11 protein-coding genes are annotated in these 13,896 nt (G+C 58.1%); 7 read left to right on the top strand and 4 right to left on the bottom strand.

Translation table 11 applies throughout. The annotated features are described in order from the left end of the window. Together uvrA and D4A39_RS16185 are read right to left on the bottom strand one after the other, a co-directional pair. Complete coding sequence (gene uvrA / locus D4A39_RS16190; RefSeq protein ID WP_022986466.1) at positions 1-2,829, bottom strand: excinuclease ABC subunit UvrA; 2,829 nt, start codon at positions 2,827-2,829, stop codon at positions 1-3. A gap of 140 nt (positions 2,830-2,969) precedes the next feature. Continuing rightward, positions 2,970-3,620, bottom strand: coding sequence for a response regulator transcription factor (locus tag D4A39_RS16185; RefSeq protein WP_022986465.1), 651 nt, complete (start codon positions 3,618-3,620; stop codon positions 2,970-2,972). Between the two features lie 295 nt (positions 3,621-3,915). Between D4A39_RS16185 and D4A39_RS16180 the strand changes: the two genes are divergently transcribed. From D4A39_RS16180 to gspD, 5 genes are all read left to right on the top strand, one after another. Next, positions 3,916-5,292 (top strand): MFS transporter, encoded by a 1,377-nt coding sequence (locus tag D4A39_RS16180; RefSeq protein ID WP_119918555.1) that lies wholly within the window; start codon positions 3,916-3,918, stop codon positions 5,290-5,292. A 75-nt stretch (positions 5,293-5,367) separates the two neighbouring features. Then, positions 5,368-5,883, top strand: a complete 516-nt coding sequence (gene ssb, locus D4A39_RS16175; RefSeq protein ID WP_022986463.1) for a single-stranded DNA-binding protein — start codon at positions 5,368-5,370, stop codon at positions 5,881-5,883. A 9-nt stretch (positions 5,884-5,892) separates the two neighbouring features. Continuing rightward, positions 5,893-6,633 (top strand): type II secretion system protein N, encoded by a 741-nt coding sequence (locus tag D4A39_RS16170; RefSeq protein ID WP_119918554.1) that lies wholly within the window; start codon positions 5,893-5,895, stop codon positions 6,631-6,633. A gap of 171 nt (positions 6,634-6,804) precedes the next feature. Next, complete coding sequence (gene gspC / locus D4A39_RS16165) at positions 6,805-7,611, top strand: type II secretion system protein GspC (RefSeq protein WP_052017537.1); 807 nt, start codon at positions 6,805-6,807, stop codon at positions 7,609-7,611. A gap of 9 nt (positions 7,612-7,620) precedes the next feature. Beyond that, on the top strand, positions 7,621-9,687 hold the full coding sequence (gene gspD, locus D4A39_RS16160; protein ID WP_233552504.1) for a type II secretion system secretin GspD: 2,067 nt from the start codon (positions 7,621-7,623) through the stop codon (positions 9,685-9,687). A gap of 105 nt (positions 9,688-9,792) precedes the next feature. On the opposite strand, the gene D4A39_RS16155 is transcribed toward gspD, so the two are convergent. Continuing rightward, the gene (locus D4A39_RS16155; RefSeq protein WP_022986459.1) at positions 9,793-10,806 is read right to left on the bottom strand and encodes a tetratricopeptide repeat protein; all 1,014 of its coding nucleotides are present in this window, start codon (positions 10,804-10,806) and stop codon (positions 9,793-9,795) included. Then, positions 10,790-12,283 carry an adenylate/guanylate cyclase domain-containing protein gene (locus D4A39_RS16150; RefSeq protein WP_233552503.1) on the bottom strand — a complete coding sequence of 498 codons (1,494 nt, stop codon included), beginning with the start codon at positions 12,281-12,283 and terminating at the stop codon, positions 10,790-10,792. Before D4A39_RS16150 ends, D4A39_RS16155 begins: the two co-directional genes overlap by 17 nt. A gap of 174 nt (positions 12,284-12,457) precedes the next feature. On the opposite strand from D4A39_RS16150, the gene D4A39_RS16145 reads away from it, so the two are divergent. Together D4A39_RS16145 and D4A39_RS16140 are read left to right on the top strand one after the other, a co-directional pair. Then, a complete protein-coding gene (locus D4A39_RS16145) occupies positions 12,458-13,423 on the top strand; it encodes an alpha/beta fold hydrolase (RefSeq protein WP_119918553.1) in 966 nt (321 codons plus the stop codon). Next, the gene (locus tag D4A39_RS16140; RefSeq protein ID WP_119918552.1) at positions 13,413-13,886 is read left to right on the top strand and encodes a pyrophosphohydrolase domain-containing protein; all 474 of its coding nucleotides are present in this window, start codon (positions 13,413-13,415) and stop codon (positions 13,884-13,886) included. The genes D4A39_RS16145 and D4A39_RS16140 overlap by 11 nt, the downstream gene beginning before the upstream one ends. Positions 13,887-13,896: the final 10 nt, after the last annotated feature.

Here is a 13,896-nt window from a genome sequence, read left to right as displayed (position 1 = left end):
TTATTGGCCTATCATGGATTTCAGAAAACGCCCGGTATGGCTGCCCTTCACTTTGGCGACCTCTTCCGGGGTGCCCTCGGCGATGATTTCGCCGCCACCGTCACCGCCTTCCGGCCCCAGGTCGACAATCCAGTCTGCGGTCTTGATGACGTCCAGGTTATGTTCGATCACTGCCACGGTGTTGCCGTGGTCTGCCAGACGGTTGAGGACGTCCAGCAATAGCTGGATGTCCTGGAAGTGCAGGCCAGTGGTGGGCTCATCGAGGATATAGAGGGTGCTGCCGGTGTCCCGGCGGGACAGCTCCTTGGCGAGTTTGACACGCTGTGCTTCGCCGCCTGACAAGGTGGTGGCGGCCTGTCCCAGCTTGATGTAACTGAGCCCCACGTCCATCAGGGTCTGCAGCTTGCGAGCCAGGGACGGGACGGCATCGAAAAACTCGCGTCCTTCCTCGATGGTGAGCTCCAGTACCTCAAAGATGTTTTTGCCCTTGTAGGTGATCTCCAGGGTCTCGCGGTTATAACGTTTGCCTTCACAGACTTCGCAGGGTACGTAGATATCCGGCAGGAAGTGCATTTCCACCTTGATGACCCCGTCGCCCTGACAGGCTTCGCAGCGGCCCCCTTTGACGTTGAAGCTGAAGCGACCGGGTTTGTAGCCACGGGCGCGGGCTTCCTGGGTGCCCGCAAACAGGTCGCGAACCGGTGTGAAGATGCCGGTGTAGGTCGCGGGGTTGGAGCGCGGGGTACGGCCGATGGGGCTCTGATCAATATCGACGACCTTGTCGAAGTGCTCCAGCCCTTCGATGGAGTCGTAGGGGGATGCCTTCAGGGTGGTGGCCTTGTTCAGTCGGGTGGCCGCCAGCGGATAGAGGGTGCGGTTAATCAGGGTCGATTTGCCAGAGCCGGACACGCCGGTAATACAGGTCAGCAGGCCCACCGGAATGTTCAGGGGGTGCCCCTTGAGGTTGTTGCCGGTGGCGCCGTGAAGGGTCAGCCACTGGTCATCCTGATTCTGGCGACGCTGCTCCGGCACGGCAATTTGTTTGCGTCCGGACAGGTAATCCCCGGTCAGGGAGGCAGGGTTGTCGGCCACCTCCTGGGCAGTCCCCTGGGCCACGACGCTGCCACCATGGACACCGGCACCGGGGCCGATATCAATGACGTGGTCAGCCAGCCGGATGGCATCTTCGTCGTGTTCCACCACCAGCACGGTATTGCCCAGATCCCGTAGTCGGGTAAGGGTGTTGAGCAGTCGCTCATTGTCTCGCTGATGCAGGCCGATGGAGGGCTCGTCGAGTACGTACATGACCCCCACCAGGCCCGCCCCGATCTGGCTGGCCAACCGGATACGTTGCGCCTCACCACCGGACAGGGTCTCCGCGCTGCGTTCCAGTGTCAGGTATTCCAGCCCCACGTTCACCAGGAACTGTAGGCGGTCACGGATTTCCTTGAGAATCTTGTCGGCAATCTCGCCTTTGCTGCCGGGGAGGTTCAGCTCGCTGAAGTAGTTGTGGGCCTTGCCCACAGCCAGGCGTACCACGTCCGGCAGAGTGGTCTGCTCGATAAAGACATGCCGTGCGGCTTCACGCAACCGGGAGCCGTTACAGCTGGGGCAGCTGGATGTGGACATGTAATTGAGCAGGTCTTCACGGACGGCATCGGATTCCGTTTCCCGGTAACGGCGCTCCATGTTGGGGATGATCCCCTCGAAGGGATGGTTGCGCTTGATGATGTCGCCGCGGTCGTTGAGGTAGCGAAACTCGATGCTTTCCTTGCCGGTGCCGTAAAGGATTTTCTTGCGGACGGTTTTGTCCAGTGACTCAAAGGGCACGTCCATGTCGAAGCCGATGCTCTGGGACAGGGAGTTGAGCATCTGGAAGTAATAGACGTTGCGGCGGTCCCAGCCACGGATGGCACCTTCCGACAGGGACAATTCTGCCGAGTTGATTACCTTGTCCTCGTCGAAGAACTGCTTCATGCCCAGCCCGTCACAGCTGGGGCAGGCGCCGGCCGGGTTGTTGAACGAGAACAGTCGTGGTTCCAGTTCAGGAATGGAGTAGCCGCAATGGGAGCAGGCGAATTTGGCAGAGAAAGTAATCTCCTCGCCTTCTTCCCCTTCCATAGGGGCAATGATGGCAATGTCATCGGCCAGATTCAGGGCGGTTTCGAAGGATTCCGCCAGCCGGTTCTGCAGGTCGCCGCGCACCTTGAAACGGTCCACCACCACTTCGATGGTGTGTTTCTTGTTCTTTTCCAGCTCGGGCGTGTCATCCATGTCGTAGATGCGGCCATCCACGCGTACGCGAATAAAGCCCTGGGCCCGCAGTTCTTCAAACAGGTGCAGGTGCTCACCTTTCTTTTCGCGAATCACCGGCGCCAGCAGCATCAGTTTGCTGCCTTCTTCCATGTCCAGAACCTGGTCCACCATCTGGCTGATGGTCTGGGCGGCCAGCGGGCTGTCGTGTTCCGGGCAGCGGGGCTCGCCGACACGTGCAAACAGCAGCCTGAGGTAATCGTAGATTTCGGTGATGGTACCCACGGTGGAGCGCGGGTTGTGGCTGGTGGATTTCTGCTCGATGGAAATGGCCGGGCTAAGCCCCTCGATGTGGTCCACATCGGGTTTTTCCATCATCGACAGAAACTGACGGGCGTAGGTGGAAAGGGACTCCACGTAACGGCGCTGGCCCTCGGCATAGAGGGTGTCGAAGGCCAGAGAGGATTTGCCAGACCCGGACAGACCGGTAATTACCACCAGCTTGTCCCGGGGGATATCCAGGTCCACGTTTTTCAGGTTATGGGTGCGTGCGCCACGAACCAGAATGGTATCCATCAACTGCCCCTGAGTACTGTCAAAATGAACAGGGCAGTATAGGCGAAATACTGTGAAGGGGAAAAGAAAGAAGCCGCTTGCACGCAACACGCGTCACGCAGGCACGGCAAGGGCGCGCGTGCTGCGTGAGGTGGAAGGGGTTAGAGGTTTTCCTGGGCCCAGTTCACCGCCTGCAGGCGGTTGGAGGCGTTGATCTTCTTGAAGATGTTGTAGATGTGGGTCTTGATGGTGTGCGGGCTCAGGTTGAGGCTGCTGGCGATTTCCGAGTTCTTGGCGCCAGTGGCCATGACCTTGAGCACTTCCACCTCGCGATCAGTGAGGTTCACTTCACTGCGCGAGAAGGTCTTGTTAAACGTTCGGCTCTTCATCAGATAAGCCTGCAGTACCGCACGGGGGAACCATAGTTCGCCATCGAAGATGGCCTTGATGCCCTTGCTTAATAAGGCCTGTGGGCAGTCGTGCTGGAAGCCGCCGTTAACCATGGGCAGGCCGGCCAGTTTTGAGAGCGATTCGTCCGAATCCACATTGAATACTGCGATCAGGACGTCGTTTTCGACTTCCTGATCGGCTTCCAGTAGGTGAGCGATGACCTCGTTCACGTCGACGCTGTGGTAATCCACCAGAAACAGGCTCTGATCAAATTCCTTCAGGGTCGCTACGGTGATGTCGCTAACAGAAGGGATGGATCGTGCGGCGATCTCTTCTTTTACCAGGAATTCGGTGAGCAGGGCGTTTTGCAGTTGTTGGCTGCCGACGACATATACCTGCTGGTTGTGTTGTTGGGTGTTCATTGGCCCGTCCATGACTGTTGGGAGTGCCGCCCCCCGGTTAACGCTGTTGCGGCAGCGACTCCCTAGGCATATTGCCTAAGAAAAAAAACCTACCAGCCTGTCAATTTATCACCGCTTTGGCGGGGGTTCAATTTGCTGATGCTGCTTACTTACGGGTTTTACCTATTTCACGATTAAAGGTAGCCGCACGGCTAAGGATTAGGCATCCCCGGATCTGCGGCGAATCTGATACACTGCCTGACCTTTTGTCGATAGACGGCCCGCAAGCCCGCCCGGTGAGGAGTATCAGCGTTACATGACGGCATCTGCATCCCCTGTTCCTGATGTATTGCAGCGCACGGAACTGAAAACCACCGGGTATCTGGCCACCATTTTTGCCTTGCGCATGTTCGGGCTGTTCATGATCCTGCCGATTTTTGCTGTCTATGGGCAGCAACTAGAAGGTGCCACGCCTTTGCTGATCGGTACGGCCATCGGTGCCTATGGCCTGATGCAGGCGCTATTACAGATACCTTTTGGCATGTTGTCTGATCGTTTCGGGCGACGCCCGTTATTGCTGGTTGGCCTGTTGTTGTTCATTGCTGGTGGTGCGGTGGCGGCCATGAGCGACCACATTGCCGGTGTCATTGCCGGACGGGCTTTGCAGGGAGCTGGAGCCATTGCCAGCGTGATCATGGCCTTGATCGGGGATGTGGTCAGTGATCGGCACCGTACCCGGGCCATGGCATTGATTGGCATGTCTGTCGGGGGGGCATTCATTCTGGCCCTGATTATGGGGCCTCTGCTGGCGACATGGCTTGGGTTGTCCGGGTTATTCTGGATGACCTCCGTGCTAGGCGGGTTTGCGCTGATTGTCGCCATGGTTGTGCCCGCCCCTCGAGCGTTGCAGGGGGAAGCGTTGCCAGCGAGGGAGCGCTTCCGCCGCGTACTTGGCAGTAAGACATTGCTGCAATTTGATGTGGGTATTTTCAGTCTGCATCTGATTATGACCGCGTCTTTCGTGGTGGTGCCCGCTTTGCTGAGCGAGCGCCTTGGTATGAGTCTGGGCAGTCATAGCCTGCTCTATCTTGGCGTGCTGCTGGCTGGATTTGTGGCGATGGTGCCCTTGATTATTCGTGCTGAGCGGCGAGGAGCCATGCCGGTCAAGCGGCTGGCCGTAATACTGCTCGCGCTGTCCCAGTTATTATTGGCGTTTGCCGGTGCTCAGGTGTGGCACTTTGTGGTGGCGTTGCTGGTATTCTTTGCCGCCTTCAATCTGCTTGAGGCCCTGTTGCCCTCGTTGGTTGGCCGGGCAGCACCCGCAGGGACCCGCGGCACGGCCATGGGGGTGTACTCCACCAGTCAGTTCCTGGGTGTTTTTGTGGGGGGGCAGCTTGGTGGAGCCCTGTATCAGTGGTGGGGCGCGGCAACGGTCTTCTATGGTTGTATGGCCTTGGCACTGGTCTGGCTGCTCGTGCTTTCGGGCATGAAGGAGCCGGCAAAACTGGATAATCGGGCGTTGCGGCTGCAGCCGGGGCAGGATGGCAAAACGCTGGCCACCCAGCTGCAGGATGTGCCCGGAGTTGTTGAGGCCGTTATCGTGGAAGAGCAAGGCTTGGCATTGCTGAAAGTGAATCCAGGAGAGCTGGATGAGGCCCGTCTTGAAGGGGTCGCCGGTATCGCTCAAAGCTGACACAATGGCGGTTTTGCTGCCAGCAGCAAGCACGGTAATGATTGATTAAAGCCCTTCAGGGGCACGGAGAAAAACATGGCGCGCGGTGTAAACAAGGTAATACTGATTGGCAATCTTGGGGCAGATCCAGAAACTCGTTTCATGCCCAGCGGCGGAGCCGTCACCAATGTGCGGCTGGCTACCAGTGAGAGTTGGAAGGATCGTCAGACCGGCCAAATGCAGGAACGAACGGAATGGCATCGGGTGGTGTTTTTCAACAAGCTTGGAGAAATTGCCGGCGAGTACCTGAAGAAAGGTTCCAAGGTCTACATTGAAGGCGCCATTCGTACCCGTAAGTGGCAAGGGCAGGATGGTCAGGACCGTTATACCACCGAAATCGTGGCCAGCGAGATGCAGATGCTGGATGGCCGGGGTGAAGGTGGAGGCCAGGGTGGCGGTGGTTTTGCGCCACAGGGCAATCAGGGCGGTTACCAGAACCAGGGGGGCGGCGACTTCGGCGGAGGCAATGCGCCCCAGCAAGGTGGCAGCTCGAATCAGGGTGGGGGGTTCAGTGGCCCTGCCGATGATTTCGACGACGATATCCCGTTTTAAGAGCGCCTGATGCCTCGCAAGCTGACTCTCGCTCTGGTGTTCGTGGCCTGCCTGCTGCTGTTTTTGGTGGTGCTGATGCCCGCTGCCGTTTTGGTGGAAAGGGTGCCTCAGCTTCGCCCTGGAGGGGTTTCCCTGGTGCTGGAGAATGCCCGCGGCCGTTGGTGGAATGGTCAAGTTGACTGGCGCTGGCAACAGCAGCAGGGCACACTGGGGTGGATGCTGGATTTCCGGGGGCTCACGCCGGGTTTGGATGTTTCCTTGCGAACCACTGCTGGAAGCGATCTGCGTCTGGCCGGGTGGCTTGGCGGTTCTGGCGCACAGAACTGGCGGTTACTACAGGTGCGCGCGTCGGTGCCTGTGTCCCTGGTCGCAGAGCGTATTCCCCAGGGCGGGGCTGATGGCCGAGCGGACGCTTCGATCATGGAGTTCGCCGTTCAGGATGGTCGGGTGACCGAGGCGAGAGCAACCCTGCAATACGGTGGTGGCACTGTGACTTGGGGCCGCAGTGGTTCGGCGGTGGTGCCGGTGCTGCAGGGCCGAGTGAGCATGGAGGGCGAGGATCCCGTGCTGGAGGTGACGAGTCCTGAGGGGCGGCAGCTGATGAATGCCCGTTTGTCAGAAGGGCGTTTTCAGCTGGAAGTCTTTCGGGCATGGCCCATACTGCTTGGTGTGAGCCAGGGTGGTCAGCCCGATGATGTGGTTTTCCAGATGTCTCAGCCCTTTGCGCTGGGGCAGGCAGGGATGCAGTAGTTCTTCCCCGCGCCGTTACAGAATTAAGCAATAAAAGGGCGCCCGAATTCGTTAGCCTTCGTGCTCGTTGTCCGGGGTTGTAAACACGTCCAGCCAAAACGATAAAGGAAGAGCAGGGCCGTGAAGTCGCAGTTTTCAGAGTGGGGAAAGGCTTACCCTTGGGGCAGGCCGGTGCGGTGGCTGTTGGCTATTGCGCTGGTGGTCGCACTTGCTTGGGTATTGGCTGAAACCGTCTGGCTTCTGCTTTATGGGCCCAATGATCCTATCCCCGCGACCGAAAAAACCCGACTTGAAGTGGCGTCCAGCAGCACGGCCACCAGTCTATCCCAGACGCAGGTAGATGGATGGCAGCTATTTGGCGAGTATCAGGCGGAACCGCGTGAGGCAAGCAACAAGCCCACAGATGCCCCCGATACCCGGTTGCGGCTGGAGTTGCTGGGGGTTTTTCAGACCTCCGATCCGCAGAAAGCGACAGCGATCATTGCCGAGAAAGGCAAGGAAGCAGAGTTGTATCACATTGGCGACAGTATTCCGGGCAATGCCTCTCTGGAAGAAGTCTATGCAGACCGGGTCATTCTGCGTCGAGCCGGCCGGCTCGAAACGTTGAGGTGGTCGGATACTGCATTGGGAGGAGTGACCGAAGTTAGACCGCAGGTCCGCTCTCAGCCCCAGCCGGTTCAGGCGGAAGGTGATGACGCCGACATGATGCAACAGCGGCAAACCATTATAAAGCAGCTTGCCCTTAGCCCGGTAAGTAATGGCAGCACACAGGGGTATACCCTGGGTAAGCGAGCGCCTAAACAGCTGCTCTCACAAGTCGGGCTTGCGCCAGGTGATGTAATTTTGTCAGTGAACGGCCATGGGCTGGGCACAGAGGAAAGTGATATGGCTGCTCTGGAGTCTTTCAAACAGACCCAGCAGGCCAGTATTGTCGTCCAGCGTGGCGATCAGCAATTTACTGTGAATTATCCGCCCTAGGTGGTGTTTATGATGTTCCGTTTAAGAGCCTCTGCGCTTAAAACCCTTTTGGTCGCCTGTCTGACGGTGGTGGTGGTGTCTGCCCATGCGGCCAGTAATCAGGTGCAGGCCAGTGATGATGGCAAGAGTTGGACGGTGAATATCCGCAATGCGGATATTCAGGCGTTTATCAGCCAGATCGCCGACATGACCGGGAAAAATTTTGTGGTGGACCCTCGGGTTCGGGCACGGGACGTGACGGTGGTGTCGACCAAGGCGCTATCGGCGGATGAAGTGTATGAGCTGTTCCTGTCTGTGCTGCAGGTACACGGTTACGCTGCCGTTCCAGCAGGCGATATTATTAAAATCGTCCCCAACACGACGGCCAAGCAAAGCAATCTGCCGTTGGTAGACAAGGGGCAGGGCACCGGCGAGGAGCTGGTGACCCGGGTCATTCCTGTGGAGAATTCCCCGGTGGAAGAGCTGGTGCCGGTGTTGCGTCCGTTGGTGCCGCAGTATGGTCATCTTGCCGCCGTTGGCTCCGCCAATGCGTTGATTATCAGTGATCATCTGGACAACATCCGCCGGATGGAAGCCATTATCGCCAGCCTGGATAACGCTGAATCTGAAGATGTTCAGGTGATCAAGCTCGAGCATGCTTTTGCGGGTGATCTGGTGAAAATGCTCGAGACGCTTACGCCACAAACCGGTGGTCGCCGGGGCAAGACTCAGGAAGGTAGTGTCACGGTGGTCGCCGATGAGCGAACCAACCGGCTTATCATCAAGGGCGACCGGATTACCCGTCAGCGTATGGCCCAGATGGTGAAAAGTCTGGACACTGCGGACAGTGCGAGCTCGGGGGTCAAAGTTGTCCGTTTGACCCATGGAGATGCCAAGACGCTTGCAGAAATCCTGAAGAATTTTGCTGACGGTGCCTCTGCTGCAAAACCGGGTGCTGATGGCAAGGCGGTGTCTTCCTCCAGTAGTAATGGCAAAGTCTCCATTCAGGCGGACGAGTCTCTCAATGCGCTGGTGATTCGTGCTGAGCCGGGCATGATGAATGAGCTGCAGTCCATTATCAGCCAGCTGGATGTGCGTCGTGCCCAGATCCTTATCGAGGCGGCGATTGTTGAGGTGACGGGCGAAAATGCCAAATCGCTGGGCTTCCAGTATGTCGGCGGCAGTGATGAATCCGGTGTGGGTGCGGTGAATTTCAACAACGCTGGATTGAGCGTTAATTCTATTCTCCAGGCGTTAGCTACCGATGATCCTTCCGGCCTTTCCCTGAATGACGGGGTTGCCATTGGGCTGGGTGAAACCGATTCCAATGGCGATCTCAAGTGGGGAGCATTGATGCAGGCACTGGCCTCCTCTTCCGATGTCAATCTGCTCTCCACGCCCAGCATCCTGACGCTGGATAACGAAGAAGCGTCGATTATTGTGGGTGAGAACGTGCCATTCGTGACAGGGCAGAGCACCAACACAGGGTCTGGCGTATCCAATCCGTTTACGACGATTCAGCGTGAAGATGTGGGGCTGACGCTCAAGGTCACTCCTCATGTGGCGGGCCTGTCCACCATTCGTCTTGAGCTGGAGCAGGAAAATTCCGCGGTCAAGGAATCCTCAGGTGATGCGGTTGATATTGTCACCACGACCCGCAAATTACAGAGCACGGTGCTGGCGGATGATGGCGAGACCATTGCACTGGGGGGCTTGATCAAGGACGACATCCGCAAGGTGGTACGCAAGGTGCCGCTGCTGGGGGATATTCCTCTACTGGGTTTCCTGTTCCGGACGACGACCAATTCACGTCAGAAAAGTAACCTGATGGTGTTTTTGCGCCCGACGATTCTGGCAGACAATGATCGCCTGGTGCAGATGAGCCGCGAGAAATACATGGGGATTACGGCGCTGCAGTTCGAGGTGAATGGTGATGGCAAGCTGGAACGCGTGATAAAGCACCCGCTGCCGTCCAGTATCGACAAGGTCTTTGATGGTCGCGACCCGGTGACTCCGGAATTCAAGGATGCCTTTGAGGCAGATCAAACCCCGCCGACTTCTCCCTCAGGGGTTGAGGAGGCTCCGGCGGAGAATTAAGCCCGCAGTTGCCCATAAAAAAACGCGCCATAGGCGCGTTTTTTTATGGGCACTGGTAAATGCCATGTGTGGGCAGGGCCGCTGGCAGTGCAGCCTCAGGGAGCGTCAGGATTGCTGCAAGCTGCGCAGGTTAGTAAGCACCCGGCGGCTTCGCTCCAGTTTCTTGTTCAGCTCTTCATCGTTGGGGTAGAGCGGGGCGACCTGTTTCCAGATTCGGTAGGCTTCCTTGTACTGACCGCGGGCATAAAGGGCTTCACCGGTATTCATTTCTTCAGCGAAGCGGCGGCGAGCCCATTGTTCCAGTCGTTGGCGATGGCTGGTTAGGGCAGGGTTATCTCGATGCTTGTCGAGAAAGCTGCGCGCCGCAAGCAGTGACTGGAGCTGGCCGTTGCGCTGGTATCGGGCCATTAGCAGTTCAGCCTCGGTTTGCAGGGCGCGGTTGCGCTTTGCCCGTGCTTGTTGATCGGCGTCGTTGAGTACTTGCTGGGCGCGAGCCAACTGCGGCGAAGGAGGGAGATCAGGAGCCAGTTGATGCGCGTAACGAAGGAGGTCGCGTGCCTGGATCCACTGCTGACGGTCGGCGAAGTATTCGCCGAGGCGGGTCAGGTCGGCCACGAGCAGGGTGTGCTCCTCATCAAGGCGGTGTTTTTCTGCTTTGGCTCGAGGGTCATGAAAGCTGGCCAGTCGTTCGCCAAGACGCTGTGTTTCCAGCATGGAACGGGCCTGTGCTTCACGTCGTTCTGCCAGTAACTGATTGAGCTGGGCGCCCTCCCATAGAGACAGGGTGGCAGTGAGCTCGTCGATGGCAGAAGGGTCGATCACCTTGTCACGGTGGCCCTGCAACAAGGCGAAAGCATCATCCCATTGCTGTTTGCGACCCAGGGCTTCGGCTTCGATGACCAGTCGTTGGCGGTACTCCTTGCTGGCCAGAAGGATGCCCTCGTATTGGGTCTGCAGCATTTCGTATTGCGCGTGCTTGGGACTGGTGTTGTCGACGATGCTGGCGGCCCGGGCATAGTCATGCTCTGCCAGTGCGTCGCTGACGTCCTGTTCCGGGTTGCCGAGGGTGGCGCAGCCGCTTAAGGCCAGCGCGCAGAGCAGACTACTCGCCTTGTGCACGTTGATGCTCCGCGCTCAGTCTTGCCAGAAACTGCGCAATACGCTGTTCCATGAGGGTTTCGGACAGCGCATGGACGCCATCAATACGGAAGGTGCTGACGGGGTCGGTCTTGCCGCGAATGCGCATGGCGCCGAACTCTGTTGCCCGCACGCGGGAAGCAATATTGGGGTTGGCCAGTAGCGGTGAGGCCGCGATGATTTCGTTGCCGCCGGCCATGTTGGAAAGGCGAGAGGCCAGATTGACCGCATCGCCAACGACGGTGTACTGCATGCGGTCCCGTGAGCCCAGATTGCCAGCCAGCATATCGCCAGAGTTGATGCCGATACGGAATTCTACCGTGGTGTGGCCGCTGGCCTGCCGGTATTCGTTCAGGCGTTCTACCAGTCGCTGGATCATGACCGCACAGCAGAGTCCGTGGAACAGGTGTTCGTCGTCCTTTTCCGGTACGCCGAACACGATCATGGCGCAGTCGCCCATGTATTTGTCGATGGTGCCCCGATAAAAGCTGGTGGCGGTGGTGATAGCATCAAAATAGACGTTGAGCATATCGGCGATGGCGTCTGGCGCCAGGCTTTCTGACAGGCGGGTAAAGCCGACGATATCGGCAAATACCACGGTGGCTTGAACATCGCGTCCACCCAGTTGTACCTGGTCCAGGTCTGCCATCATGTTGCGTGCGACGGAAGGGCTGACAAAACGCTGAAGGACCCGCTCCACCTGCTCTTTCTCGAGCATCCCGTGAGCCATGGTGTTATAGGCTTCTATGAGTCCGCCGATTTCGTCATTGCGGCGGTCCTGAATACGGTAATTCAGGTCGCCCTTGCGCATGGCGCTGGTGGCGGCAAGCAGATCCTGAATCGGTTGGGCGAGCCGGCGGCTGATTACGAATGCGACGATGATGGCGATGATGCTCATGATCAGGGTGGCCGTAATCATGGTATCGCGTACCGCTTCCCTGGCCGCCATGATGGGACGATCAGACAGGGAAATGGCGGTGTACCCTGCCACCAGTTCTCCCACCGGGATCGGGGAGTAGTAGGTGGTTACAGGTTCGTTTTCCAGGTTCCAGCGGCGCACAGGTTCCTGCAGGGGGGTTGCCGCCAGCGGCAGGATGCCTGCCTTGTCGATCAGGCCGCCTTCGCGGTTGAACAGGGCGGCGCCACGCACGCTTTCGCTGCGGGTGAGGTTATTGAGCTGGACCTTCAGGAAAAAGGTGTCGTCGGCGAGCAGGGGTTCGCGGGCCGTATTGGCCAGTTGCTGGGCAATAGCAGCCCCGAAGCTGTCAGCCTGATCGCGCATACGGCTGAGCTGATTGTTCAGTAGCAGGGTGCCGAGGATGGTCATCCCACAAAGAATCAGCAAGGAAATGGACAGGCCCAGTTTCCACGCAACGGGAAAATAATCGGGCACATAGGGAGCCACCCACTCGCCAAGGCGAGTGCGCAGTGTGTGTTGCTGTCCTGTCTCGTCAGTCACGGCGCATCCTTGTTTCATGCCTAAACGAGTAGGCGACAGGCTTGCCTGGCGGCAGGCATGCTGTCACATTCAATGGGGTCACCCTTGTTTCTTATGCTAACAATAGCATTTTCGTCGGGGCGGGTAAGTAGCCGTCTGACGGTTTTTGAACTGGGCTCAGATTAGGAAGAGAGTATGGCATTTACGCAGGAGCGAAAGGTGGCCGCCAACGGCCTTGAATTCTTTGTGGCAGAAGCGGGTGAGCCCGGTAAGCCACTGGTGTTGTGCCTGCACGGGTTTCCGGAGTGCTGGGCTTCCTGGCGCTATCAACTGCCGGTGCTCGCTCAGTCGGGTTACTACGCCGTGGCCCCGGATCTGCGTGGTTATGGCTATACCGGTGGCCCCAAAGACGTGGCTGCCTACCGTAACAGCCAGCTGGTCGAAGACGTCATCGGCCTGATCGATGCCCTGGGTTATGACAGTGCCATCCTGGTAGCCCATGACTGGGGATGTGGGCTGGCCTGGCAGGTGGCAAGACGATACCCAAAGCGTATCAATGCGCTCGTCGGCATGTCTGTTCCCTATGGAGGTCCCGCCCCGGTGGCGCCAACCGTGGCCATGCACAAGCTGTTCAGGGACGGGTTCTTCTACATGCTCTATTTTCAGCAACCGGCGGTGCCTGAAGCGGAGCTGGAACAGGATGTGACGCGTAGCCTGAAGCTGGTGTTCCACAGTCTCTCTTCAGAGGGTATCCAGGACTATCGTCCGGCGCCGGATAACACGGCCTTCTTGCAGGGGATGCCAGAACCGGAGGAGCAGCCGCGATGGATGCGCGACGAAGATCTCGCCTATTACGTTGAGCGTTTCGAGCACAGCGGTTTTACCGGGCCGATCAATTGGTACCGGGCGATGGACCTCTCATGGGAAGAAGAGCGGGATGATGACAACTGGGAAATCCCGGTGCCCACTTTATTCCTTGGGGGAATGCAGGACCCGGTCATCCAGTTCGGACAGAAGGCTCTTCAGCGCATGCCGGATTATGTCCCGGATCTGCGTACGGTACTGATCGATCAGTGTGGTCACTGGATACAAATGGAGCAGGCGGCGGAGGTAAACCGGGAAATTCTGGCGTTTCTTGAGGAGGTTGAGGGTGGCCAATAGCAGTAATTTTGACCGTGTAGGCGAGTTTCATCAGGCTTTTTCCTTGCCCGTAGAGTCTCGACCAGTGGTGCCGGATGATCGAACTATCCGGTTGCGGCTGGCCTTGCTGCTGGAAGAGTTCCATGAGTTGGCGGATGCCACTTGCCAGCAGCCCTCTGCTGCCCAGCGTGCCTTCCTGGATACCCTGTCGCGTGCCCGGGAGCAGCTTGAGTTGCTGACCGACTTCAATGTCGATCTTGTGGAAGTGGCCGATGCGCTGACGGATATCAACTACGTGACCTATGGTGCGGGTCATACCTTCGGGATTGACCTTAACGCCACCTGTGAAGAAGTGCATCGCAGTAACATGAGCAAGTTGGGGGCCGATGGGAAACCGGTGAAAGATGACCGTGGCAAGGTCCTCAAGGGGCCAGACTATTCCCCACCAGATTTGCAGCAGGTGCTGGAGAGAGCCGCGGGGTAAGAATAGACCG

Source organism: Alcanivorax profundi, assembly GCF_003597125.1.
Classification (GTDB): domain Bacteria; phylum Pseudomonadota; class Gammaproteobacteria; order Pseudomonadales; family Alcanivoracaceae; genus Alcanivorax; species Alcanivorax profundi.
Note: the sequence above shows the minus strand (reverse complement) of the source record. Positions and strands in the feature narration are given on the sequence as shown.

Excerpts from the sequence above, each read along its gene's own strand:
- uvrA (WP_022986466.1), bottom strand. The coding sequence starts at position 2,829 with ATGGATACCATTCTGGTTCGTGGCGCACGCACCCATAACCTGAAAAAC.
- D4A39_RS16185 (WP_022986465.1), bottom strand. The coding sequence starts at position 3,620 with ATGAACACCCAACAACACAACCAGCAGGTATATGTCGTCGGCAGCCAA.
- D4A39_RS16180 (WP_119918555.1), top strand. The coding sequence starts at position 3,916 with ATGACGGCATCTGCATCCCCTGTTCCTGATGTATTGCAGCGCACGGAA.
- ssb (WP_022986463.1), top strand. The coding sequence starts at position 5,368 with ATGGCGCGCGGTGTAAACAAGGTAATACTGATTGGCAATCTTGGGGCA.
- D4A39_RS16170 (WP_119918554.1), top strand. The coding sequence starts at position 5,893 with ATGCCTCGCAAGCTGACTCTCGCTCTGGTGTTCGTGGCCTGCCTGCTG.
- gspD (WP_233552504.1), top strand. The coding sequence starts at position 7,621 with ATGATGTTCCGTTTAAGAGCCTCTGCGCTTAAAACCCTTTTGGTCGCC.
- D4A39_RS16145 (WP_119918553.1), top strand. The coding sequence starts at position 12,458 with ATGGCATTTACGCAGGAGCGAAAGGTGGCCGCCAACGGCCTTGAATTC.